General features: G+C 62.2%; 23 protein-coding genes. 5 read left to right on the top strand and 18 right to left on the bottom strand.

Translation table 11 applies throughout. From position 1 onward, the window contains the following. Position 1: 1 nt before the first annotated feature. The 6 genes from rfaD to rfbB form a co-directional block, all read right to left on the bottom strand. Entirely contained in the window at positions 2-988 is a 987-nt protein-coding gene (gene rfaD, locus AB4Y36_RS19185) for an ADP-glyceromanno-heptose 6-epimerase (protein WP_368683829.1), read from the bottom strand. A 32-nt stretch (positions 989-1020) separates the two neighbouring features. After that, complete coding sequence (gene rfaE1, locus AB4Y36_RS19180; RefSeq protein ID WP_368683854.1) at positions 1021-1971, bottom strand: D-glycero-beta-D-manno-heptose-7-phosphate kinase; 951 nt, start codon at positions 1969-1971, stop codon at positions 1021-1023. Between the two features lie 97 nt (positions 1972-2068). After that, positions 2069-2968, bottom strand: a complete 900-nt coding sequence (gene rfbD / locus AB4Y36_RS19175; RefSeq protein ID WP_368603892.1) for a dTDP-4-dehydrorhamnose reductase — start codon at positions 2966-2968, stop codon at positions 2069-2071. Then, the gene (gene rfbC, locus AB4Y36_RS19170; protein WP_368683828.1) at positions 2961-3512 is read right to left on the bottom strand and encodes a dTDP-4-dehydrorhamnose 3,5-epimerase; all 552 of its coding nucleotides are present in this window, start codon (positions 3510-3512) and stop codon (positions 2961-2963) included. Before rfbC ends, rfbD begins: the two co-directional genes overlap by 8 nt. Further along, complete coding sequence (rfbA, locus tag AB4Y36_RS19165) at positions 3497-4390, bottom strand: glucose-1-phosphate thymidylyltransferase RfbA (RefSeq protein ID WP_368603894.1); 894 nt, start codon at positions 4388-4390, stop codon at positions 3497-3499. Before rfbA ends, rfbC begins: the two co-directional genes overlap by 16 nt. 11 nt (positions 4391-4401) lie before the next feature. Beyond that, a complete protein-coding gene (gene rfbB, locus AB4Y36_RS19160; RefSeq protein ID WP_368683827.1) occupies positions 4402-5463 on the bottom strand; it encodes a dTDP-glucose 4,6-dehydratase in 1062 nt (353 codons plus the stop codon). A gap of 419 nt (positions 5464-5882) precedes the next feature. Here rfbB and AB4Y36_RS19155 point away from each other — a divergent pair, with 419 nt between their 5' ends. After that, positions 5883-6734 carry a symmetrical bis(5'-nucleosyl)-tetraphosphatase gene (locus AB4Y36_RS19155; protein ID WP_368683826.1) on the top strand — a complete coding sequence of 284 codons (852 nt, stop codon included), beginning with the start codon at positions 5883-5885 and terminating at the stop codon, positions 6732-6734. Positions 6735-6755: 21 nt separating this feature from the next. On the opposite strand, the gene AB4Y36_RS19150 is transcribed toward AB4Y36_RS19155, so the two are convergent. The 9 genes from AB4Y36_RS19150 to AB4Y36_RS19110 all read right to left on the bottom strand — a co-directional run bounded on the left by AB4Y36_RS19150 (position 6756) and on the right by AB4Y36_RS19110 (position 14579). Beyond that, positions 6756-7571 (bottom strand): 2OG-Fe(II) oxygenase, encoded by an 816-nt coding sequence (locus AB4Y36_RS19150; protein WP_368683825.1) that lies wholly within the window; start codon positions 7569-7571, stop codon positions 6756-6758. Positions 7572-7620: 49 nt separating this feature from the next. Further along, the gene (locus AB4Y36_RS19145; RefSeq protein WP_368683824.1) at positions 7621-8397 is read right to left on the bottom strand and encodes a lysophospholipid acyltransferase family protein; all 777 of its coding nucleotides are present in this window, start codon (positions 8395-8397) and stop codon (positions 7621-7623) included. A 55-nt stretch (positions 8398-8452) separates the two neighbouring features. Beyond that, positions 8453-9751, bottom strand: a complete 1299-nt coding sequence (locus AB4Y36_RS19140) for a dihydroorotase (RefSeq protein ID WP_368683823.1) — start codon at positions 9749-9751, stop codon at positions 8453-8455. A gap of 34 nt (positions 9752-9785) precedes the next feature. Beyond that, the gene (locus tag AB4Y36_RS19135) at positions 9786-10805 is read right to left on the bottom strand and encodes an aspartate carbamoyltransferase catalytic subunit (RefSeq protein ID WP_368683822.1); all 1020 of its coding nucleotides are present in this window, start codon (positions 10803-10805) and stop codon (positions 9786-9788) included. Positions 10806-10897: 92 nt separating this feature from the next. Next, on the bottom strand, positions 10898-11419 hold the full coding sequence (gene pyrR, locus AB4Y36_RS19130) for a bifunctional pyr operon transcriptional regulator/uracil phosphoribosyltransferase PyrR (RefSeq protein ID WP_368683821.1): 522 nt from the start codon (positions 11417-11419) through the stop codon (positions 10898-10900). A gap of 33 nt (positions 11420-11452) precedes the next feature. After that, positions 11453-11887 carry a Holliday junction resolvase RuvX gene (ruvX, locus tag AB4Y36_RS19125; RefSeq protein WP_342947778.1) on the bottom strand — a complete coding sequence of 145 codons (435 nt, stop codon included), beginning with the start codon at positions 11885-11887 and terminating at the stop codon, positions 11453-11455. Beyond that, complete coding sequence (locus AB4Y36_RS19120; protein WP_028202127.1) at positions 11884-12462, bottom strand: YqgE/AlgH family protein; 579 nt, start codon at positions 12460-12462, stop codon at positions 11884-11886. Before AB4Y36_RS19120 ends, ruvX begins: the two co-directional genes overlap by 4 nt. Positions 12463-12696: 234 nt before the next feature. Beyond that, on the bottom strand, positions 12697-14214 hold the full coding sequence (locus tag AB4Y36_RS19115; RefSeq protein ID WP_368683820.1) for a hypothetical protein: 1518 nt from the start codon (positions 14212-14214) through the stop codon (positions 12697-12699). 194 nt (positions 14215-14408) lie between these two features. After that, positions 14409-14579 carry a rubredoxin gene (locus tag AB4Y36_RS19110; RefSeq protein ID WP_008342674.1) on the bottom strand — a complete coding sequence of 57 codons (171 nt, stop codon included), beginning with the start codon at positions 14577-14579 and terminating at the stop codon, positions 14409-14411. 283 nt (positions 14580-14862) lie between these two features. Here AB4Y36_RS19110 and AB4Y36_RS19105 point away from each other — a divergent pair, with 283 nt between their 5' ends. Next, entirely contained in the window at positions 14863-15708 is an 846-nt protein-coding gene (locus AB4Y36_RS19105) for a hydroxymethylpyrimidine/phosphomethylpyrimidine kinase (RefSeq protein ID WP_069267691.1), read from the top strand. A gap of 209 nt (positions 15709-15917) precedes the next feature. Here the strand turns inward: AB4Y36_RS19105 and groL are convergent, their stop codons facing one another. Continuing rightward, entirely contained in the window at positions 15918-17558 is a 1641-nt protein-coding gene (gene groL / locus AB4Y36_RS19100; RefSeq protein WP_042262253.1) for a chaperonin GroEL, read from the bottom strand. A 44-nt stretch (positions 17559-17602) separates the two neighbouring features. Continuing rightward, entirely contained in the window at positions 17603-17893 is a 291-nt protein-coding gene (gene groES / locus AB4Y36_RS19095; RefSeq protein WP_028202123.1) for a co-chaperone GroES, read from the bottom strand. Positions 17894-19653: 1760 nt separating this feature from the next. Between groES and AB4Y36_RS19090 the strand changes: the two genes are divergently transcribed. From AB4Y36_RS19090 to AB4Y36_RS19080, 3 genes are all read left to right on the top strand, one after another. Next, complete coding sequence (locus AB4Y36_RS19090) at positions 19654-20742, top strand: TAXI family TRAP transporter solute-binding subunit (RefSeq protein ID WP_368683819.1); 1089 nt, start codon at positions 19654-19656, stop codon at positions 20740-20742. A 593-nt stretch (positions 20743-21335) separates the two neighbouring features. Then, positions 21336-21761: a GtrA family protein gene (locus AB4Y36_RS19085; RefSeq protein ID WP_368683818.1), complete on the top strand. Its 426-nt coding sequence runs from the start codon at positions 21336-21338 to the stop codon at positions 21759-21761. A gap of 483 nt (positions 21762-22244) precedes the next feature. Then, positions 22245-23426 carry a hypothetical protein gene (locus AB4Y36_RS19080; protein WP_368683817.1) on the top strand — a complete coding sequence of 394 codons (1182 nt, stop codon included), beginning with the start codon at positions 22245-22247 and terminating at the stop codon, positions 23424-23426. 102 nt (positions 23427-23528) lie between these two features. Here the strand turns inward: AB4Y36_RS19080 and AB4Y36_RS19075 are convergent, their stop codons facing one another. Next, positions 23529-24725, bottom strand: a complete 1197-nt coding sequence (locus AB4Y36_RS19075; RefSeq protein ID WP_368683816.1) for an acyltransferase family protein — start codon at positions 24723-24725, stop codon at positions 23529-23531. Positions 24726-24772: the final 47 nt, after the last annotated feature.

Genomic DNA, 24772 nt, shown 5'->3' with positions numbered 1-24772 from the left:
TTTACTTCGCCAGCCAACGTACGTAACGATCCACGCCTTCCTGCACCGTCAGGAACGGCGCGTCGTAGCCCGCCGCGCGCAGCTTCGACTGGTCCGCCTGCGTGAAGCACTGATACTTGCCGCGCAACGCGTCCGGGAACGGGATGTACTCGATCAGCCCTTCCTTGACCTGCTCCGCGAGCGAGAGCGCAGGCTTGCCTTCCATCGCACGCAGCGTGTTCACCACGGTCGTGGCGATGTCGTTGAACGGCTGGGCGCGGCCGCTGCCCAGATTGAAGATGCCCGTCTTCTCCGGATGATCGAAAAAGAACAGGTTCACCTTCACCACGTCCTCGACGGAGACGAAGTCGCGCGTCTGCTCGCCAGGCGCATAACCGTTGTATTCGCCGAACAGCTTCACGCGGCCTTCGGCGCGGAACTGGTTGAAGTTGTGGAACGCAACCGACGCCATGCGCGCCTTGTGTGTTTCGCGCGCACCGTACACGTTGAAGTAGCGAAAGCCCGCAATCTGGCTTTGCGCCGTGGGCAGCACGCGGCGGATCACCTGGTCGAACAGGAACTTCGAATAGCCGTACACGTTCAGCGGCGCTTCCACTTCGCGCTCTTCGACGAAGCGCGTCGAGCCGCCGTAAATCGCCGCCGACGACGCATACAGAAACTGCACGCGCTGCGCGAGGCACGTGTCGAGCACGGCGCGGCTATAGCGGAAGTTGTTGTCCATCATGTAGCGGCCGTCGGTTTCCATCGTGTCCGAACAGGCGCCTTCGTGGAACACCGCGCGCACGTCGCCGAAATCGCCGCGCGCAAAGCGCTCGACGAACTCGGTCTTGTCGATGTAGTCGTCGATCTCGCAATCGACGAGATTCCTGAACTTGTCCGCGCGGGTGAGATTGTCGACGGCGATGATGCGGTCTTCGCCGCGTTCGTTCAGCGCCTTGACGATGTTGCTGCCGATGAAGCCGGCCGCGCCGGTGACGATGAGGGTCATAGTATTTCTTGAGTCGTCCAGTGATGAAGCGGTCAGGCCGCGACTTCGTTTACGAACAATTCTTCGTAAGAGATGGGCGAGGTCCCGACCCGGCCAACGACCACTCCCGCCGCACGATTCGCATAGTCAACAGCGTCGAGCAGCGGCACGCCTGCGCCCAACATGGCCGCGACAGTGCCGATAACTGTATCGCCAGCGCCAGAGACATCGTAGACTTCGCGAGCCGCCGTGGGGACGTGCACCGGATCGTGATCCGTGAAGAGCGTCATGCCCTCCTCGGACCGTGTGAGTAGGAGGCTGTCGATGTCGAGCGATTTTCGCAGTTGCGCAACGCGAGACGTCAGGTCGGCTTCGGACGACCACGCGCCAATTACCTCGCGAAGTTCGGCGCGATTCGGGGTGATCAGGCTCGCGCCGCGATACCGTTGCCAGTCCGCACCCTTCGGGTCGATCAACACCCGCTTCCCGAGCCGACGCGCGGTTGCGATCATGCTTGAGACGTGCGTCAGGCCACCCTTTGCGTAGTCGGAGAGCAGAATGATGCGTGCGTCTCCGACCAACGCGTCAAAACGCGCAAGGCTGGCCAGCAAGATCTCCTTCGTGGGCGTTTCCTCGAAATCGACGCGCAAGAGTTGCTGCTGCCGGGAAATGACGCGCAGCTTGATGATCGTCGAGATCGAACGGTCGCGCTCGGCGTATGCCTTCACATTGCTTTCACTGAGCAGAGTCATGAGCCGCTCACCGGGCTCATCGACACCCACCACGCACAGGAGCGCGGCGTCGGCGCCCAATCCCGCAATATTACAGGCAACATTTGCCGCGCCGCCCAGACGCTCCTCACTGCGCTGCACGTGCACGACCGGAACAGGCGCCTCTGGAGAAATACGGCTGACGTCGCCGAACCAGTAGCGGTCGAGCATCACGTCGCCGACGACCAGCACGGAAGCCCCCGCTAGCCGCTCACGCGAAACTGAGGGCAGCATGGATTCCAACTTCGATTTCACCAATACACTTTCGATTACGGACATAGACTTCGGAAAAAAGGATTCGCCGCACGGGCACGTCATGCGCGCCCTGTCCTTACTGCACGCACAGCGCCAATGCTTCTCGCCAGTCCGGTGCCCGTACCCCAAACGCCGCAGCGAACTTGTCGTTGGAAATCCGGGAGTTGGCCGGACGCTTCGCCGGCGTCGGATAGGACGACGCCGGAATTGGCTTCACGACCGGACGCTTCGCGAGAGATGACAATTCGAAAATCGCTTCGGCAAATCCATGCCACGAAGTCGCGCCGCCGGCGGTCAGATGATAAACACCGGTTTGTTGTGCCCACCACTGACCGCGATCGTCGACCCTGGCGGCCTGTGCGAGCACGTGCGCGGTCGTCGTCGCAATCGTTCGCGACCACGTCGGCGCGCCGATCTGATCGGCCACTACGCTCAACTCTTCACGCTCCGCGCCTAGCTTCAACATCGTCAGCAAGAAGTTCTTTCCACGCGTGCCATATACCCAGCTCGTGCGTAGGATCAGATGATCGCAGCCGCTTGCCGCGATCGCCTGCTCACCTTCCAGCTTCGTGCGGCCATAGACGTTCTGCGGATTCACCGTATCGGACTCGACATAAGGCGAATCTTTCGTTCCATCGAAAACGTAATCGGTCGAATAGTGGACGAGTGCAGCGCCCAGGCGCTTTGCTTCTTCTGCGAGTACGCGCGGCGCCTGCACGTTCAGGCGCGTCGCTGCGTCCACATCGCTTTCGGCCTTGTCTACCGCCGTGTAGGCGGCCGGATTGACGATGATCGTCGGCTTCACCTCGCGCACGACGCGGCGAATCGCATCGGGGTCGTCGAGATCGAGCGCCGAGCGGTCGCGACCCACGACGCGACCCAGCCCCTGCAGACTGCGCAGCAGCTCGTAGCCCACCTGTCCGTTCACACCCGTGACGAGAATCGTCGGCTGCTTGTCCATCGTCCCCTCACGCATACACTTCGGCCTCGGCCAGCTTTTTGCCCGCCGCGTCCTTGGCCGCCAGCAGCGGTTCGAAGTCAATCGGCCATTCAATTCCGATATCCGCGTCGTTCCACACTACACTGCGCTCGTGCTCGGGGAACCAGTAGTCGGTCGTCTTGTAAAGGAACTGCGCGGATTCCGACATCACTACGAAGCCGTGCGCAAACCCGGGTGGCACCCACAACTGACGATGATTCTCGGCCGAGAGGTGCACACCCACCCACTTGCCGAAATTAGGCGAGCTGCGGCGTAGGTCGACGGCCACGTCGAACACCTCACCTTCCACCACGCGCACGAGCTTGCCCTGCGCATGCAAGATCTGATAATGCAGGCCACGCAGCACACCCTTCGCCGAGCGCGAATGGTTGTCTTGCACGAACACGACACCCGGCTCAATCAGCTGTTCGAACTCGCGGCCGTTAAAGCTCTCGTAAAAATAGCCGCGCGCATCGCCGAACACCTTCGGCTCGATGATCTTGACTTCCGGGAGTGCCGTAGCGGTTACCGTGATGGCCATGCGACCTGATCCATAAGAATGTTCAACAAATACTTCCCGTAGCCGTTCTTGGCGAGCGGCTTGGCCAGCGCCTGTAGTTGCTCCGCGTCAATCCACGACTGGCGATACGCAATTTCCTCAGGACATGCGACCACGAGCCCCTGGCGCTTTTGCAGCGTCGCGATGAAGGTCGCCGCCTCGATCAGTGAGTCGTGCGTTCCGGTGTCGAGCCACGCATAGCCGCGGCCCATGATCTCGACGTTCAGCGCGCCATCGCTCAGGTAGCGCGAATTGACGTCCGTAATTTCCAGCTCACCACGCGGCGACGGCTTGATGTCGGCTGCGATATCGCACACGTGGTTATCGTAGAAGTACAAACCCGTCACTGCGTAATTCGAACGCGGCTGCGCAGGCTTTTCTTCGATAGACAGCGCACGAAAGCCCTTGTCGAACTCGACCACGCCATAGCGTTCCGGATCGTGCACGTGGTAGGCAAATACTGTTGCGCCCGACTCTTGTGCGTCCGCACGCTCGAGCTGCTTTGCGAGATCGTGACCGTAGAAGATGTTGTCACCAAGAATGAGCGCCGACGGATCGTTGCCCACGAATTCCTTGCCGATGATGAACGCCTGCGCGAGACCATCGGGCGACGGCTGCACCGCGTACTGGATGTTCATGCCCCACTGGCTGCCGTCGCCGAGCATCGACTCGAAACGCGGCGTGTCCTGCGGCGTTGAGATGATGAGCACATCGCGAATACCCGCGATCATCAGCGTTGACAGCGGGTAATAGATCATCGGCTTGTCGTACACCGGCAGCAGCTGCTTCGAAACCGCATGGGTGATCGGATAGAGCCGCGTGCCGGAACCACCGGCGAGAATAATGCCTTTGCGCGCCATGTCTACCGCCTTTACGCGCGCTGCGCGTAGTTCGTTTCGACCCACTTGCGATAGTCGCCCGAAGCAACTTCGTCAGCCCACGCCTGGTTGTCGAGATACCAGCGCACTGTCTTCGCAAGACCGGTTTCGAAGGTTTCTGCGGGCTTCCAGCCGAGCTCGCGCTCAAGCTTGCGGGCGTCGATCGCGTAGCGGCGGTCATGGCCGGGCCGATCGGTCACATAGGTGATCAGGTCGCGGTACGAACCGGTCGCCTTCGGACGCAGTTCGTCGAGCAGGTCGCACAGCGTATGCACGACTTCGAGATTCTTCTTCTCGTTCCAGCCGCCGACGTTATACGTTTCGCCGCTTTTGCCCCGCGCGAGCACTTCGCGAATCGCACTGCAGTGATCGCCCACATACAACCAGTCGCGCACATTCTGGCCGTCGCCATACACGGGCAGCGGCTTGCCGGCGAGCGCGTTGGCAATCATCAGCGGAATGAGCTTTTCGGGGAACTGGTACGGGCCGTAGTTATTCGAACAGTTCGTGGTGAGCGTGGGCAGCCCATACGTGTGGTGGTACGCACGCACGAGATGGTCCGAGCCAGCCTTGGTCGCCGAGTACGGGCTGTTGGGCGCGTACGGCGTGGTTTCCGAGAACTGCGGGTCGGTTGCGGAGAGCGAGCCGAACACCTCATCGGTGGAGACGTGCAGAAAACGGAATGCGGCTTTGTCGGCTTCGGCCAGACTGTTCCAGTACTGGCGCGCCGCTTCGAGCAGCGTAAAGGTACCGACCACATTCGTCTGAACAAAATCAGCGGGACCATGAATCGAACGGTCGACGTGACTTTCTGCGGCGAAATGCAGCACCGCGCGCGGCTTGTGCTCGGCGAAGAGCGCATCCAGCGCCGCACGGTCGCAGATGTCCACACGCACGAATACGTGTTTCGGATTGCCTTGCAGCGACTGCAATGTTCCGAGATTGCCCGCGTAGGTCAACTTGTCTACGTTCAGAACGGCTTCATCCGATTGACGCAGCCAGTCAAGCACAAAGTTGGCGCCGATAAAGCCGGCACCGCCCGTTACGAGAATCATGGAACTCCTTTATAGCTCTGTTTGATAGCGACTCTGGCCTGACGCCCCCGGACGCAGAGTGCCCGAAAGAATGCTGTAAAAATGGCCGTTTGGCGAGTGAATGCGCGCCTTTTAACCACCTTGCATACTCTGGCTCTGATTTTATGCCCCGACAATTATAAGGCCAGCCAGAGCGAAAACCATACCGCTAACATCTTGAAACAGCTTGACAAATTCCGATTCGACACTCTCACAGGTATACGCCTCCGGCTAATGCTTGCGCCTGTCGTACGATAGCGACAAATCCGCAGCACCTCCGATGGTCACTCCGGGCCGCATTAATCACTCGCGTCACCTACTCTTCACACCACGCGGCAAAACCATTCCTGTGATACCGTCATTCTCTCTTCCCGCGCCATACTGCAACTGATTCCGATTTAATGACCAAGCATGCGCCCGTTACAGTCCCACTCGCCTTCGGCGATCTCCAGGGCTGCCTCACACCGTTTCGCGAACTGCTCGCCAAGGCTGCGCCCTCTGCTCATACGCCGCTGTGGTTTGCGGGCGATCTGATCAATCGCGGACCCGAATCGCTCGAGACGCTGCGCGAAGTGATCGCTCTCGGCGAGCGCGGCGTTGCCGTGCTGGGCAATCACGACCTGCATCTGCTTTCGGTGTCGGCGGGCATCCGCAAGTCGAAAAAGGGCGACACCATCGACGACATCCTGAACGCGCCCGACGCCGATGACTTGTTGCACTGGGTGCGCCACCGTCCAATCGCACACTATGAAAACGGCATGCTGATGGTGCACGCCGGCGTGTTGCCCCAATGGGACGTCGATCTCACGATGGAACTCGCGCACGAGCTCGAGAGAGCGTTGCGGCGCGACAACTGGAAGGAGACGCTCGCGGGCCTCTACGGCAACGAGCCGAACCGCTGGTCGAAGGACCTGAAGGGTATCGACCGGCTGCGCGTGACCTGCAGCGCGCTCACTCGTATGCGTTTTTGCGATCGCGAAGGTACGATGGACTTCACCACGAGCGGCGGCCTCGATTCGGCGCCGCCGGGTTATATGCCGTGGTTCGATGTTCCCGGGCGCAAGACCGCCGACATTACGGTCGTGTTCGGCCATTGGGCGGCGCTCGGCCTCACCCTGCGCAAGAACGTGGTTGGGCTCGATTCGGGCTGCGTTTGGGGCGAACAGCTTTCAGCGGTGCACCTCCACGCCGATCCGTCCCAGCGCCTCCTCACCCAGGTGCCGTGCGAGACCTGCCGAGCGACGAGCGGCTGAACCTGGCGCCGCCACGTCCCTTCAGCGCTTCTTGTTGTACACGTGCGTGGTGCTCTTCACACCTTTGGGAAAGACGCGGCGTACGATTCCGCGCGCCGCGGCGTCGGCCTGAAGCACGACGTCGCGCACAGGCTCGTCGGGTCGCCCCCGAAACGAGGTCGGGTGAAAGTATTCGGCGTCGCCCACCGGGTGATCAGAGAAGTAGTAGTTCGACACGCAGCAGCGCTGCTCCGTGCTCGCGTTCTTCGACACCGAATGCCACGAGTGCTGGTTGGTTACCATCACGGCGAGGCGGTTGAAGCGGCTCACGATCGTCGTGGGCTGGGCTTTCGTGCCCTGCGGCCAGACTTCCAGGTTGCCGCCCTTCTCCAGCGACCAGTCCGGCGAAACGTAATAGAGCAGATTCAGCACGCGATAACGTTCGCGGTCCTTGTCGTGCGAGTTGTCGAGATGCGGGTTGAGAAAGTGGCCCGGCCCCATCATCGAGATGCCGCCAGCATAGAGATGCTCATCCGGATGGAGCGAGCGCAGCCCGGTGATCTCCTTGACGAGCTCGACCACACGCGGCATCTGGAACGCGAAGATGATCTCTTCAAGCAACGGCGCGTGCGCGTCCATTTGCGCCGACACGTACTTAAGCTCGCGCAAGCTCTTGCGCAGCATCATCTTCGACGTGTCGGGAAAGGCCGCGCGAATTGCACGTGCAACGTCCTCCGGAAGTACGTCGTCGATATGGAAGTGGTTGACGGGCGCCGTCTGCGTCCACTGTTCGCGCAATCGCGCGCGTTCTGCTTCGAGGCGCTCCGCGATACGCGCGCCGAGTTCCGTGCGATCCATGATGACTGTCCTGCTTTCGATGTTTTATTTTCGATAACGCGTCGAGGCGTCACGATACCTGAACGGCCCCGGGTCCTTGCACATGCACCGCCTCACCCCGCATCGCCTCCAACGCCTGCCCTACCGCTTCCTGCGCACGCGCCGCCAGCTTGCGCCGGTCATCTCCCGCTTCGATCGCCTCACCAACATAAACGTGAGCGGTCAACGGCCCGGACTTGAGCATCGCGTCGAGCGAATCCTTGAGCGAAAGGTCGTCGATATACGCCGGCGCCACCGACTGCCTCCCCTGCGCATCCTCATACAAAATGCACAGCGGCTGCACGGGTCGCCCAGCCGACACCGCCGCCTGGAACATGTTCGAATGAAACGGCTTGAGCGCGAGGCCATCCGAGGTCGTGCCTTCGGGAAACACGCACATCAGCTCGCCGCGCTGGAGCCGCGCTGCCAGCTCATGCATGATGCGTTTCGCATCGCTGCGCTTCTCACGCTCGACGAACACCGTGTCGAGATTCTGCGCGAACCAGCCAATGAGGGGCCAGTTGCGGATCTCGGCCTTCGAGACGAACGGCGTGGGCCGCCACGCGTTGATCACGTAGATATCGATCCACGAAATGTGGTTGCTCACGACGAGCGCGCCCGCGTCGAGCCGAGCGGCGTCGTTGTGCACGACGAGCTTCAGGCCGCACAGCTCGAGCATCTTGAGGGACCACGCGCGGTTCATGGCGTGGCGCTGATCGGCACTCGCACGCGGAAAGCGCAGTGCCACGGTGCAGGCGCCGCGCAGCAGATGCGCGAGCAGGCGGGTCTTGCGAATGAAGAGGCTCATGTTTGACGATAGGCTGAATCGCGAGATCCTAGCAGACCTACGTGACACAAATCTGTCATGCGCTTGCAACTCCGTCGCCCCCCCGCTCGAAGCCAACGCGCCCCGCCACGAGCGTTGCGCGCACCACGGCGGGCAATTCGTAGCCGAGGAACGGCGTGTTGTGTCCCTGACTCTTTAGCGCGCGCGGTTCGACGCGCCAGTGCGCATGGGGATCGAACACGCACAGGTCCGCGCGCGCGCCCACGGCGAGCCGCCCCACGTCACGCTGCATCACGGCTGCCGGCGCCGATGTCACATGGGCAAGCGCCTTCGCGAGCGGGATGCGCGCGTCCTGCGCCCATTTCACGGTGAGCGAGAGGAACAGTTCAAGCCCCGTCGCGCCCGGCGTCGCTTCAGCGAAGGGCAGCAGCTTTTCGTCGTCGTCCACGGGCGTGTGCTGCGAGCAGATCGCGTCGATCGTGCCATCGGCGAGGCCCGTGCGAATCGCCTCGCGATCGCGCTGCTGGCGCAGGGGCGGGTCGAGCCGGAACTGCGGATCGAAATAGCCGATGTCCATGTCGATCAGATGCAGATGGTTGGCCGTCACGTCGCAGGTCACGGGCAGGCCCTCGGCCTTCGCGGCGCGCACGAGCGCCACGCCCGCCGCCGACGAAAGATGCTGCACGTGCACGCGCGCGCCCGTCACGCGCATCAGTTCGAAGAGCGTATGCAGCGCGATCGTCTCCGCGCTCACCGGCACGCCGGAGAGGCCGAGGCGCGAAGCCAGCGCGCCGCTCGCGGCCACGCCGCCCTTCGAGAGGTACGCGTCCTGCGGCCGCAACCACACGGCGTAGCCATAGGTGCTCGCGTACTGCAGCGCGCGCAGGAGGACCTGGGTATCGGCGATCGGCGTGTCGGCCTGCGTGAAGCCGATGCAGCCCGCTTCAGTCAGCGACACCATCTCGGTAATCACCTGCCCTTTCAGGCCCACGGTGAGCGCACCCAGCGGATGCACGTGCGCACGCGCGAGCTTGTCCGCACGATGCTTGAGCATCTCGACGAGGCCGGCCTCATCGAGCACGGGGTCGGTGTCGGGCGGGCACACGAGGGTCGTCACGCCGCCCGCGAGCGCCGCGTTCATCTCCGAGTCGAGGGTCGCCTTGTGCTCGTAGCCTGGCTCGCGAAGCCGCGCGCTCAGGTCGACGAGACCAGGCGCGACCACGAGGCCGCGCGCGTCGAGCGTGCGGTCCGCCTGGAAGCCCGCGGGCGCCGCGCCAAGCGCCGCGATCTTGCCGGCTTCGATGTACACGTCCCGCTGCTGTTCCGTCCCGGCTGCCGGATCGATCAGCGTGCCGCCTTGAATATGGATCTTCATCTGCTGCCCTTGTCGTTCTTGCCGCGTGAGCGCTTCAATCGTTGTTACCGGCGACGATGCCCATCACCGCCATGCGCACCGCAATGCCGAAGCTCACCTGATCGAGGATCACCGACTGCGGGCCGTCAGCGACCTGCGAGTCGATCTCCACGCCGCGATTCATCGGCCCCGGATGCATGACGATTGCGTCGGGCGCGGCAAGCGCGAGCCGCTCGGGCGTCAAGCCCCAGCTCTTGAAGTACTCCTGCGCGGAAGGCAGCAGGGCGCCGCTCATGCGCTCGTTCTGCAAGCGCAGCATGATGATGACGTCCACATCCTTCAGGCCTTCGTCGAGGTTATGAAACACGCGCACGCCCATCTGCTCGAGGCCGCCCGGCAACAGCGTGCGCGGGCCGATGGCGCGCACCTCGGGCACGCCGAGCGTGGTGAGCGCGTGGATGTCCGAGCGCGCCACACGCGAATGCAGGATGTCGCCCACGATCGCCACGCGCAGGTTCGTGAAATCGCGCTTGTAGTGGCGGATCGTGTACATGTCGAGCAGGCCCTGCGTCGGGTGCGCGTGGCGGCCGTCGCCGGCGTTGATCACGTGCACGTGCGGCGCGCAGTGCTCGGCGATCAGGTACGGCGCGCCGCTTGACGCGTGGCGCACGACGAACATGTCGGCGTGCATCGCCGAAAGATTGCCGATGGTGTCGAGCAGCGACTCGCCCTTGCTCGTCGATGAAGCGTTGATGTTCAGGTTGAGCACATCGGCCGAGAGACGCGTGGCCGCGATCTCGAACGTGGTGCGCGTGCGCGTGGAGTTCTCGAAAAACAGGTTGAACACCGACTTGCCGCGCAGCAGCGGCACCTTCTTCACGTCGCGGTCGGTCACGCTCACGAACTGCGTGGCGGTATCGAGCACATGCGTGAGGATCGCGCGCGACAGGCCCTCGATCGACAGCAGGTGTTTGAGCTCGCCGTTCTTCGTGAGCTGCGGATTGCCCTTGAGGAAGCCGTAGCGAAAACGCGTATCGTCCGCTGAGGACGCGGCGGGCCTGGGCTGTGTGTTCATCGCTTGAATCCTGGATGTGATGGGCGGCGTGTGGCCAGCGTGCATGCCTGTGCGTCTGCCGTCGCTGCCGCAGAATGTATTCGATGCGCGCGTCAGCTGCCGCTACCCTGCTCGACTTCAAAGGCAAAGCGGCCGTCGGGGTTGTGTGCAAGTACGAGCGTTTCGTGTGCGCCGACGCTCACTGCGCCGCCGGTGAAACGCGCAGACACCGGCAGCTCGCGCCCGCCGCGCTCGGCGAGCACCGCGAGTTCGACGGAGGCCGGCCGCCCGTAGTCATAGAGTTCGTTGAGCGCGGCGCGCACCGTGCGGCCCGTGTACAGCACGTCGTCGACGAGCAGGATGTGGCGGCCTTCCACCGCGAACGGCAGCGCCGTTGGGCTCGCCTTGCTGTGCAAGCCCTTCTTCGCATAGTCGTCGCGGTGCAGCGCTACGTTGAGCACGCCCCATTCGTGCGTCCCGACGTCCTGCGCGAGCCGCTCGGCGATCCACGCGCCGCCGCTATGAATGCCGACGATCGCCACGCCACCGGGCGCGCCAAACGCATCGGCGTGATACGCCGCGCGAATCTCGTCGAGAAGGGCGAAGTACAGCGCTTCAGCGTCGGGAGTAGTCATCAGGCAACTCGCATCGGGCAACTCGCGGGCTAATCAGAGCGGGAGTTCGTCGAGGTACTGCTGGAGAATCACGGAGGCCGCTTCGGCGTCGACATGTTCGACGCGTTCGCCGCGCTCGCGCAGCTGTGCTTCGGCGTCGACAGACGAATAGCGCTCGTCCACCCAGACCACCCGCAGACCGAAGCGGCCGTTGAGCTGGTTGCCAAAGCGCTTCGCGTGCTGCGTCATGATGTGCGGCGTGCCGTCCGGATGGCACGGCAAGCCGACCACGAGCGCATCGGGCTGCCATTCGCGCAGCAACTCGCCTATCGCTTCGAAGCGGTAGTCGCGACTCTTGTTGGGAATGACAGTAAGCGCCCGGGCACGGCGCGTGAGCGCATTGCCGAGCGCCACACCGATGCGCTTTTCGCCGTAATCGAACGCAAGCAAGGTGGCCTCGCCGGCCCCTCGCCCCGCGGCCACGCTCATGCGTGGCCCGCCTCGCCCGACAGCATCGTCGAGGAAATGCCGAGCAGCGCGAGCGCCGCTTCGAAGCGCTCCTCGGCGGGCACGTCGAACACGATCTTCGGGTCGGCCTCGACCGTGAGCCAGCCGTTCTTCGAGATTTCGTCTTCTAGCTGACCCGCGCCCCAACCGGCATGGCCGAGCGTGAGCAGAAAGCGCTCGGGGCCGCTGCCGTTGGCAACGGCTTCGAGCACATCCTTCGACGTGGTCATCTCGAGCCCGCCCGGCACCGACATCGAAGACGTATAGCTCGTGCCCTCGGCGGGCGCGTGCAGCACGAAGCCGCGCTCGGTCTGCACCGGGCCGCCGAAATAGACGGGCACGTGCAGGAGCGGCTCGATTTCGAGCTTGAGGTCGATGCGGGAAAAGAGTGCCTCGAGATCGATGTCGGTGGGCCGATTGATGACGAGACCGAGCGCGCCGCGCTCCGAATGATCGCAAAGGTAGACCACCGTTCCTGAAAACGTTGGGTCCGCCATGTTCGGCATGGCGATCAGGAACTGGTTGGTCAGATTGATGCGATCGGTACTCTTGGACATGGTTTGAATTCTAGCAAAGACGATGCGCAATGGCGGCGCGCTGCCAGGCCGGAAGTCGGGCGCCCGATGGCCGCCTCGCACTTTGCCGGCCGCTACGCGTTGCGCATTGCAGGGAATGGCTCACTCTAACACGCGCGCGCTGTGCCCTTGCAAGGCACTGGGCCGATGGCGCAAGGCCGGTGCCCGGTGCCTCGGCAGCAAGACGCGCGCCGTGGATCCGCCCGCCCCGTGCATTCAGTGCGCAATGGATTGCACTGCGGGCAGCGCCGCGGTTTGCGCCGCGCCGCCGACGATCGCCGCCCCAAGCGCACGCACCGCCGGCGTGGCGTCGGGCTGGGCGATGCCCGCCGCGACCTTGTGCAGCATGGCGCGTAACGCCTCGCTGGCGTGCTCGATTGCCTCGGCGCCGGGCGCCTGTATCGACGGCGCGCCCCGCGCCTCGAGGGCCGCGAGCGTTGCCGCATGCGCGGTGCGCCGCCAGGCGAGGCCCAGCGCATCTGCGAGCTGGCCGACATGACCGAGCCCGAGCGCCCAGGCCGCAGCGCCGATGCGGTACGCCGCTTCGGCCGCGACCAGCGCGTCGGCGGGCTCCGCGGCAGCGCCCGCCCCGCGCAACGTCAGCGTGCGCGAGTGCGTGCCGAGCGCGATCATCGCCGCGTCGGCGGTCTGCAGAAAATCTTCATACGCGTTGCCGTTCACGACCAGCGCGCCCAGCTCGCGCGTGGGCGCCACGCGCGCCGCGAGCGCGCCGGCCTGCGCGCTGCCGGCTTCCCACAGCGCCTCCGAGGCTTGCGTGCCGGCAATGTGCCATTCCACGGTCAAGCCGTAGTCGTGCAGCAGATCGACGTCCGCGGTGTCTTCCGCGGCGGCCCCAAAGAGCGCGTAGTCCCGCCAGAGCAACGCCAGCGTCGAGCGCACGAGCGTTTGCGGCGCGAAGCGCAGGCCGCGCGCGTGCTCGCCGATCAGCAGATTGCAGCGCGCGTAAAGCCGCCGCACGCCCTCGTCGCCCCACGACGCCACTCCACGTCGCAGCGCACGTCCACACGCGGATGCAAGCCGCCAGAAGTCGTAGGGATCGGGACTCGATAGCTCGGCCATGCAGGCGTCCATCTCGTCGAATGCCGCGAGCGCGAGCGCGTTGGCCGCACGGCTGCCGTTGCCGACGTGCGATTTCAGCGCATGCAGCAGCGCCTGTTCGAAGCGCGCGCGCACCTGGCCGAAGCGTTGGGCTGGCTGCGGATGCAGCGAAGCAGGCGCGAGCGGCCGGCCCTGCAGCGCCACGTCCTCATAGGCGAGCGCGATGCCCGGCACGTGCTCCGCGAGCGCGGCCACGAGCGCATGCTGCCGCGCAAAAAGCGCGGGCGAGCACGCCAGCTCGCGCAGATTGCGGCGCTCGAGCGCGGCGACGAGTTCCTTGAGCGCCTCGCTGAACAGGACGCGGAATTCAGCGCCCTGCGCTTCCTCGGGTGCGTGGAGCGGCCGCACGGGCAAGCCCGGCGGCGGCTCTACGGGCACGGGCGCAGCGAGCGCGAGCGGGGAAGCGAGGAGCAGCGTATCGGCAAAGCGCGCGGCGGCAAGCCAGCCGGCGTCGTGCAGCGTGCGGGCAGCCTGGCGCAGCGGCCGGGCCACATCACGCTGCTCCTCGAGCGCGTCCAGCGCCTGGGCGAGCGCGCCGTGCGCGAACGGCACCGTGCCGCCGCGCGGATTCGGCAACGCTTCGAACCGCACATCAGAGCTTGAAGGATGACTCATAGGGCAGCGCCGAAAACGTTAGCGGGCCGACCAGGCGGGCAATCGACAATGGCGTCGACGCTGACGTCGACAACCGCGACGGCAAGCGCAAATACGGTGCCCGCTGTTGCGACACCGCACTCCATGCCCGCCACACTTCTGGAATCTGCAGCCAGACTGCGCGCCGGCTATCGCCAGCTATCCGGGCAACGCGCTCAGATCTGGACCATCTCGAAGTCTTCCTTGCGCGCACCGCACTCAGGACAGGTCCAGTTGATCGGGACATCCTCCCAGCGCGTGCCGGGGGCAATGCCTTCGTCTGGCAAACCGGCTTCTTCGTCGTAAATCCAGCCGCAGATCAGGCACATCCAGCTTCTATATTCCATTCTTATGCCGCGTCGAAAAGTCCGAAACCAGTCGGAAAAAAATCGGGGAAACGAGAGCCATGATGGTACCTTGTTGCCGTTTCCATGCCTAGCAAGAGGAAAACTGGCCTGCACGGGATCAAACAGCATGCGCTGACGCGAGCGGATCGTGCAGCGCGGAGAAATCCTCGCGCGCGCCGGGGCCATCCGTCCCCCGGATTCGTCGATAAGCCGCATAATTAAAGCATTCGCTTATGACGGCACGGTACGCCGCGCCCGAAGTCCAATCCATCTCGCCACGTTCATGCCCAGCGACACCCCTCCCATCGTCCTCACCTTCGGCCTTTCCGACCCGACCGGCGGCGGCGGACTTCAAGCCGACCTGCTCACGCTCGCCAGCATGGGTTGCCACGGCGTCACCGCGCTGACCGGCTACACGGTGCGCGACTCCGCGGGCTGCGACGAAGTGACTGGGCTCGACCCGGAAACCGTCGCCACCCAGGCGCGCATGCTGCTCGAAGACATGCCCATCGCGGCGTTCAAGGTCGGCGCGGGCGCGCGCGCCGAGGTCGTGAGCGCGATCGCCGAGGTGGTCGCCGACTATGACGACTTGCCGCTCATCCTCGCCCCCGACTTCACGCTCGACGACGAACACGTCCTCGCCGCCGACGAACTGCGTGAAGCGATGGCCGACCTGCTCGTGCCGCAGACCACGCTGCTCGTGGCGGACTCTGCCACGCTGATCGCGCTCGCACAGCCGGACGGCGACGCGGAAGCGCCCAGCGTCGACGCGGCCATTGCGCACCTGCTCGCCACCGGTTGCGAGTACATCCTGGCGATGGAAACGGGCACCCATCGCGTGGTCAACACGCTCTATTGCGAAGATGGCCAGTTGCGCCAGGACCTGTGGGACCGCTCGACGCAGCCGATGATGGGCGTGACCGACACGCTCGGCGCCGCCATCGCCGCGCTGCTTGCCAATGGGCAAGAGCCGCCAGAGGCCGTGCGCGAAGCGCAGGAATATGTGTATCAGGCCGTGCAGAACGCGTTCAGGCCGGGGATGGGCGCGTGGCTGCCCGACCGGTTTTTCTGGGCGCGCAGCAACGACACGGACGCCGACGAAGCGTCGCCCGGCGAAGCGAAGCAATAAGACCACGGCCTGGCGTTCTACGCGGAGGCCAGGCGTGCAAACCGCACAGACGAAAAAAAGCCCGCATCGCTGCGGGCTCTTCTTTTCGGGCTAGGGGCACACGCCTCACGGCGCGTCCCCTGCACTTCTGCACTTCGATGTAATTTCGGCGTGAGCCTGGCTCTGCATGGGACCGGAGTAGGCGCTGAAGCACCAACTCCGGATCGCGATTACATGTCCATGCCCATGCCGCCCATGCCGCCGGGCATGCCGCCAGGCATCGGAGCATCTTCCTTCGGCACTTCAGCAACGGCTGCGTCCGTCGTCAGGAGCAGGCCGGCAACCGAAGCTGCGTTTTGCAGTGCGGTACGCGTGACCTTCGTCGGGTCGACCACGCCGGCTTCGACCATGTCGACGTACTCGCCGGTCGCTGCGTTGTAGCCGTAGTTGCCTTGACCAGCAGCAACTGCTGCCACGACGACCGAAGCTTCTTCGCCGCCGTTCGTGACGATCTGGCGCAGCGGCTCTTCCATGGCGCGCAGGACGATCTTGATACCGGCGTCCTGGTCTGCGTTGGCGCCCTTCACGCTGGCGATTGCCGTACGTGCACGGATCAGCGCAACGCCGCCGCCCGGGACGATGCCCTCTTCAACGGCAGCGCGGGTTGCGTGCAGCGCGTCTTCCACGCGTGCCTTCTTTTCCTTCATTTCGACTTCGGTCGCAGCGCCAACCTTGATCACTGCCACGCCGCCTGCCAGCTTGGCAACGCGCTCTTGCAGCTTTTCACGGTCGTAGTCCGACGTCGCTTCTTCGATCTGCGTGCGGATTTGCTTCACGCGCGCTTCGATGTTCACGGCTTCGCCTGCGCCGTCGATGATCGTCGTGTTTTCCTTGCCCACTTCGATGCGCTTGGCTTGACCGAGTTCGGCCAGCGTTGCCTTTTCGAGCGTGAGGCCGGTTTCTTCAGCGATGACTTGACCGCCGGTCAGGATCGCGATGTCTTCCAGCATGGCCTTGCGACGGTCGCCGAAGCCCGGAGCCTTGACGGCGACGGTCTTCAGGATGCCGCGGATGTTGTTGACGACCAGCGTTGCGAGCGCTTCGCCTTCGACGTCTTCGGCGATGATCAGCAGCGGACGGCCAGCCTTCGCGACTTGTTCCAGAACCGGCAGCAGATCACGGATGTTCGAGATCTTCTTGTCGAACAGCAGGACGAACGGGCTTTCCAGCACGGCGACTTGCTTGTCCGGGTTGTTGATGAAGTACGGCGAGAGGTAGCCGCGGTCGAACTGCATACCTTCGACGACTTCCAGCTCGTCTTGCAGCGACTTGCCGTCTTCGACGGTGATGACGCCTTCCTTGCCGACCTTGTCCATCGCCTCAGCGATACGGTCGCCGATCGACGTGTCGCTGTTTGCCGAGATCGAGCCGACTTGAGCGATTTCCTTGTTGGTCGTGCAGGGCTTGCTGACCTTGCGCAGCTCTTCGATTGCTGCTGCGACGGCCTTGTCGATGCCGCGCTTCAGGTCCATCGGGTTCATGCCCGATGCGACGTACTTCATGCCTTCGCGAACGATCGACTGGGCCAGAACCGTAGCCGTCGTCGTGCCGTCACCGGCGTTGTCGCTGGTCTTGGAAGCAACTTCCTTGACCATTTGCGCGCCCATGTTCTGGAGCTTGTCCTTGAGCTCGATTTCCTTTGCGACCGAGACACCGTCCTTGGTGACCGTCGGGCCGCCGAACGAGCGCTCGAGCACCACGTTGCGGCCCTTCGGACCCAGCGTGACCTTCACTGCGTTGGCGAGAATGTTCACGCCTTCAACCATCTTGGAACGGGCGGAATCGCCGAACACGACGTCTTTAGCTGCCATCTTCTAACTCCTTGAATTCTTGAATAGTGAGCGGTGGAATGAACTTACTTGTTCACCACGGCCATGATGTCTTCTTCACGCATCACGAGCAGTTCGTTGCCATCGACCTTGACGGTCTGGCCAGCGTACTTGCCGAACAGAACGCGATCGCCGACCTTCACGTCGAGCGCGATCAGGGCGCCCTTGTCGTCGCGCTTGCCCGGGCCGATGGCCAGGACTTCGCCTTGATCCGGCTTTTCTGCCGCTGCGTCCGGGATCACGATGCCCGAAGCGGTCTTGGTTTCTTGATCCAGGCGCTTGACGATCACGCGATCATGCAAAGGACGAAGGTTCATGGATAGATCCTCTCTTGATTAGGACTTGAAGCGACTCAAGAAAACCTGGCTGCCGACTACCGCCAGCCAGAGATGTTGTTCGCACCGGAGTTGTTAGCACTCTCATGCGGTGAGTGCTAATTATATGGACGGGGAGTGACAAATTCAAGAAGGGGCGGAATGGGGAATTTCCGTTGAAATTGATTGAACCCCAAAGGCATTCTTGCGAGTTCAGGTGGGAACTATCGGATGTCAAGATTGAGTGCCATATCAAAATATTTCCAATAAAAACAAAAAGATAGGTCGTCTCAACACCCACGCGACAAGAAACCGCATGACTCTGGAAGCAACGGCGTCCAGCAAGCTGGCCCCGGCCCGCCGGGTCCTCTGGGACGCTTCTCGGGGAAATCCCCGATCTTGCCATGATCCGGCACGATTTAGACCGACAAACAGGTTTGTTGGCGACCTACTGCTCGCAGGCAGCGCATATGTGCGGTAGACAACACTGCCAAGGTGCGTATGAACGGAAAATCACTCATATGATCTTTCGAGCGGCTGCGCCCGGTGAGGCACCGCCGCTCTCCTGCGCATGCAGATCGTGAGTTCCGCGAGGCTTCGCCGATCGCTTCAACGACGATCCTGAACATGCCGAAATGGCGTCGCCATGACGGTGGAACGACAGCATGTCAGTTCAGATGACTCGTAACCAGAGTTTCCCCACACCATGCAAGTTCTGTGGCGGGACGCTCTATCAGCACGTCGATTCCTGCCCTTATTGCGGCACGGATCGCCCGCTCGACGCGGCTGCGCACGCGCGCCCGAAAGCCACCTTAAGAGTCATCGGTTCCGCGGCAGCGCCTATGCCGGCCGTTGCAAAGGTGTCGCTCGCCGGCGCGGCCGCATCCCATCGCCCGGCGGTGCACGCAGACTATTTGCACCACTATCAACTCGAGGAACACCGGCCGTTCTGGCGCACCGGTAAAGGGCGCTTCGTGAAGGGCGTTTTGCTCGCCTGGTTCATTGTCGCAATCGCATACGCTGCGTTTCTGCTATACGGCGAAAGGCGCGGCCAGGAAAGAGAAGTACGCGTCACGCGCGCGAGCCTCGCGGAGAAAAGCTTGCCAAGCGCGAATGCCACACTTCCACGTGGCGCGAGCAATCAGGCAGCGCGCGAGATACAGCGCGACAGCGCACCTGCGGAGCAACGCCGCGATGATGCCCTGCAAAGCGCGGACCGATGTGCCTCGCAACGTGCCTGGGATTGCGTGCGAGAACAGGCATCGTTGGCGCTCGCGATAGATCCGGCCAGCCCGCACGCACGATCGCTGATGGAGCGCGCCATCCTGGCGACGGGCTGGTCGCCGCTTCGTACGCCGATCGGCCCCGCGCAATCGGACGCGGCTGTGCCGCGGCCGCGCGATGCAAGCAGCGTTCCGCTGCCGTCGTCGCGGGATTGGGGCGCCGCTGCGCCGGCCGCGCCGAACGCCCCGGCCATAGTCACGTCACCTCCCCCGCTGCCGAGCGCGAGTGGCACGCCAGCCAATGGACATCCAACGGACGTCGAAAGTGCGGATACGAGCGTCACATCGGCAGCTGCGAATCAATCCGCTGCCGCCGGCGCCACCGTCCCTGGCAGCAACGACGACGGCGTCGATACCCAGGAGCGCGCGATTCGCCAACTTGGGTGGAAGGACGCCCCATCCTCCGAAGGCACGCATTGAAAACGATTACAGATTAAATCGAAGTCTGCTGTAGAACGTATCCAAGGCGGGAGAGAGACCATGCTGAAAACGATGCTCGCAGGACTGGCGGCGCTGATTGCCCTGCTCTTTTCGACACTCGCGCTCGCCGCTGCCGCAGACGCGAACTACAAGATCGTGACTGGCCAGGAGCGCGGGACGTACATTCAGATCGGCCAGGACCTGGCGAAATGGGTCGCGCAGCCGGCGGGCATCGATCTCGAAGTGATCCCATCGAAAGGCTCGGCCGAAAACGTGCAGCGCATGCGTTTCGAGCCCGGCGTGAAGCTCGCGCTCGTGCAGTCCGACGTCTACCAGGCCTACGTCGACATGGCCAATTCCGGCAACGAAGAGGCCGGCACGCTGATACGGCCGCTGCGGCTCATCATGCCGCTCTACGACGAAGAGATTTACTTCGTGGTGCGTAACGACTCGCCGATGAAGACGATCAACGAAATCAAGGACAAGGTAATGAGCGTCGGGCTGATCGGCAGCGGCACCGCGCAGTCGGCGACGACGCTGTACCGCCTCATGTTCGGCCAGCCGATCCCTGAGCAGAACGCGCAGCACCTGAGCAACGAGGACGCGCTGGCCGCGCTCATCGTCAAGAAGATCGATGTGGCCATCATCGTCGCCGGGCAACCCGCCAAGCTCTTTACCGACATGAACCCCGAACTGCTTCAGCAGATCCGCTTCTTGCGCGTCGATGCGAACGCGCCGGAAACGGCGCGCGCAAAGCAGACCTACTATCCCGCGACGATTCACGTGTCGAGCTACCCGAACTGGCTCAAGGAAGACGTGCCGACATGGACGGTCAAGGCCTTTCTCGTCACCTATGACTACAACCTGCGCGATACGGTCGGCAACCTGAAGCGCTTTGCCGATTCGCTCTGCGCGAACTTCGACAACCTGCAGGAGCACGGGCATCCGAAATGGAAGCAAGTGAAGCTCGAACTGCCGGGCCTCGGCAAAGGCTGGCAATACTATCCGCCCGTTGAGCGACGCCTGAAGGCGTGCTTCGCGCATCGCGCCGCGATGCAGGCGGCCGCGCCGCCGCGCGCCGTCGCCACAGAACAAGTCAATGCACGGCCGTGTTCGGACCAGGAGCGCCTGCTTCTGCTTTGCAAGTAACTTGACACGGAATGGACATCTTCCACCAGGCCGCGGACCGCGCACATCGAACCGCTCGACGCGGTTAGAGCGCCTGGCAGCGGCCCCGCGGTACTGCTTTCTCAGCACGCACAATCGCGATCCCCTGCGTCCCGACAAATGGCAGGCTTGTTCCGCCACGGCACGCAACTCCGCTCACGGATGCGATAGAAATACTGCGCGCTGACCACGAAATCGCCGCGTATTTCGATCGCGTCGCGGTCTACGTCGCCACGCTTCGCTTTTCCTGAGGTACGCATCGCGATCGAATCTGACGCTGCTTGTATTCGAGACGCGACCGACAAGGATGAGCGCGCATGCAAGAAGGCAATGCTTTGTGCTCCGGCGAACGGTGGCTCCGGGGCAGTTTGCCTAACATGCGTTGACCGTTATTCCTTTGTCCGGCGAGCACACATCATCAGCATCCCGATGCCTGCTTTCTGGGGCCATTACGATCGCTTTATCGCGATGGACTGGATAACCGGCGTCGTGCGTGGTGAGGCGAGCGGTTCACGTGCCGAGTACACGCTTGTCATGCGCGCGCTGCCCTGCGCGGCGTTCAAGAGGAGTACGCTATGAGCAGCACCGCTGCTAGCATGTCACTGAGCCGCTCGCGGCTCGTGTTCTGGTACGCGACGTTCGCCGCCATTTCTATCGGCGCCAATCTGGGCAGTCAAAGCCTCGCCTTTCACTTATACCGGGGCCCGTTTGCGATTCCGCTTTCAGTGTGCGTAGGCACCGGTGTTGGGCTTGTCGTCAAATATCTGCTCGATAAGGCCTGGATATTCCGCTACGAGCACCAGAGTGTTGCACACGGCGTGCGCACATTCTCGCTGTACGTTGTCATGGGGCTGGGCACCACGATCCTTTTCTGGTCCGTGGAATTCATCGCGAACGCACTCTTTCATGGCGAAGCCGGACGGCTCGCCGGTGGCGCAGTCGGTCTGGTGATCGGCTATTTCACAAAATACCAGCTGGATAAACGCTTTACGTTTGCTTGAGTTCGATTGCAGCAGTACAGAGCCTGCAGGCAGTCCATAGCTTCGGTTGCGCCAAGGATCGCGGATCGCGCATGGGCACCCGGTGGCACGTCCCGATCGGCGCGCTCGTGAGCGATCCATTTGTTTCCGCGCTGGTACCGTGCAAGACACCCGCAAGTCGAGCGGCGTTTCGCATTTACATGGTCGGGTGACGTACGCTGGCGTACAGACCTACTCACGACCATGCTCTATGGTTGACCACTGAATCCCGCAATGCGCGTGTGCGGCCGTCCCACGAGCCCAAGGACAGTGCTCGCGCTTTCGCTCTATGGGCGAAGTCATAGCGGGTTTCTCACGTTTGGCCAACGCGTGCACGATTACGCGATCGTATTCACCGTCAAAAAATGGGTGAGCTGCGCAGCGACCGTTCGGGAATTCGAAGATGGGACTCATGTCCGGCCGTTATGCCGCCATAGTGTTTGACGGTCATTAACCGAGATGGGGATGGACTTGAAGCTAGATATGGCGAGCGCTAACGACGACAAGGCATGGCTTCTATGGAGCTTATCTGCCGCCACTTGTTTCATTTTGGTTCTCGCATTCAGCGGAACAAGCGGCTCGTTTTTCTGGGACTACCATGTCTATGAGAAAGGCTTGAGTTGCTATTCGCAGGGACCGGATCCCTACGCGTGCGCATCGGGTGATTTTCCATTTGTTTACCCGCCAGCTTTCCTCAAAGTGTTTTCCGTTGTCGACTTCCCGAGCGCATTTGCTTTCCTGGTTCTAGCCTCTGTCGCAGGCATCGTCTGCGTTAGCCTGAGTCTCAAGTCTCAAATTCCCTACCATCGCCTGGCGCCTTGCCTGGTTCTCGGCTTCCTGATTGGCGGTTCGGGCTTTGCTTCGATCCAGACGGGGAACATCAGCGTCTTCGCACACCTGCTTCTCGTTTCGCTATCGTACTTTCTATACACGAGGCGGTCGGCCTACACGTTGGCGCCACATGCAATCGCGATCATATTATTTTCTGCCATAAAGCCCTACTTCCTTGCCTATGCCTTGCTCTATCTTTTTCTGCCCCGCCGCAGTTTGCTCGCATTCGTCGCAGTGCTGCTATCGGTTGCCGGAATCTACATTGCGCAACCTGCTCTCTATCCTCAGCTGTGGGCTGGATTCCAGGGCGCCATCTACAATCAGATCATCCAGCATGGGGATGCAGGGCTGACAATTTTCGGCGTGTTTTCCAGGTTCGGCATGGGGAAAGTCGGCTTTGCTCTCCATCTTCTCCTGATGCTTCTCGTTGTACTGATATCGGCAGCTCTTCGATACAGGCATGGGCAACGCGCTGTGCAGATCAGCTCCGCCAGCGAGTTGTTTTATTTCCTCGCCATCCTCATTCTGCTCAACCCGAGGTTGATGTCGTATGATTTCAGCGTTTTGGCGGTTTGCCTCTATTTGTCCATGATCCTCTCGTCACGAGGCGATGGGTGGGTGGGCCTATTTTTGAAGATTTTCCCTTTCCTGACTATCCTGCCTCTATGCCTCGAAGCATTGTTCGATATTCGAGTGCATTCTCTAACGTACTACTTCCTCGCAAACTACGTCCTGCTGGTTGCCGCAGTGGCCTGCCATTGGGCCCCGCGCAACTCTTGGACAAAAGCACGTGCCAGCGTTGGGCATGAGAAGTAATGCGCTGCCACTCGACGAACTCAGTCCCCTGCCCCGGATTAAGGCCGATATCCATCAGACGTTCGCACACCTTCCGCTAAGGTGGAACCCGCGCCAACGCATTCAAAGCGACTCTTCCAACGCGCCACGCTTCGCAAAGATGACCTGGCGTACCCACTTGCTAACACTTTCGGTGTATTGCATAGCGGGCTTCTCGATCAATCGAAAAGTCGTATAGCTGACAAGAACCAGGACGGGGGTGGTCAGCAGGATCGTGAACCAGTGCTCCAGAGGGGTGAATACGCGCGCGCTTTGCTTTCCAACGACAAGGTTGAAAAGCGTAAACAGAATGAACCCGTGGAGCAGATAGATGCTGTAAGCGAGCTCTCCTAGCATGCGGGATAGCTGGCTGGTCAAGGCGCCGAACAAGGAGGCGCCGCCCGCGATTACGGCAAAGCTCATGGAAAGCAGCGCTAACGGGATCCGCGCATAGGTCGTTGGAAACAAGGTAACCGCCACGGTGATCGCAGCGATTGCAACGATCGAGGCAATGCTCCTCTGTGAAAGGTGGCGGAACCAGGCGTGACGACAAAGAAGTGCCGCAATGATCCCTCCAAGAAACGGTGCCAGGAATCTCGATTCCGCATGAAAATGGACCAGATCGAGCACGCCGACAAATCCGATTATCAATACCGCAAGCGACGGAATAGCTCCAATCATCACCGCCAGCAAAGGGAGGCAAAGATAGAATCCCCATTCATAGGCGAGCGTCCACGGCACACCCGACAAAATGAGGTTGGTGTCCTTGACCCCGTTGAGATCCGGCTCACCAAAACTTGAAAACGCTAACCATCTCGATGCGTTGATCGTTAGCGTCAAAGGAGATTGCGTTAGCGCGAAACGTGACATAAAAGCGACCGCAACGAAAAGCAGCAGCATGGTGAACAGATACAACGGCGTCAGCCGCAGGACTCGGGAGACGTAAAGCTTGATCCAGCCAACTCCGTTCTCTTTGTCATTGATTATTTTGGTCGAAAACAAAAATCCGGTAATCATAAAAAACAGGGACACGCTGGCTCGTCCGATATTCGCCATGAAAGTCGATGGGGGGGAGTCAAACTGTGAGGTCCTGATGTAGTAGTACCATATGCAGGAATGGTGCAGAAAAACGAAAAACGCCAGGTACCCTCTCAATCCGTCAATCGTCGCAAAGCGTCCTGCAGCGTTGGGGGCGCCGAATCGCCAGATCAAAACCCTGGCAGTGGCGAGTGCGAGGAGCACCGCGGCAAACACCGGGAAAGGACTAGTCGGGGTTATCATTCTTTTTTCGACCTCTCAGAAGAGCCAGCCTGCGGGAGCGCCACGTC

It is taken from the genome of Paraburkholderia sp. BR10936, from assembly GCF_040965735.1.
GTDB classification, from domain to species: Bacteria; Pseudomonadota; Gammaproteobacteria; order Burkholderiales; family Burkholderiaceae; genus Paraburkholderia; species Paraburkholderia nodosa_A.
This window is presented reverse-complemented; position numbering and strand designations above follow the sequence as displayed.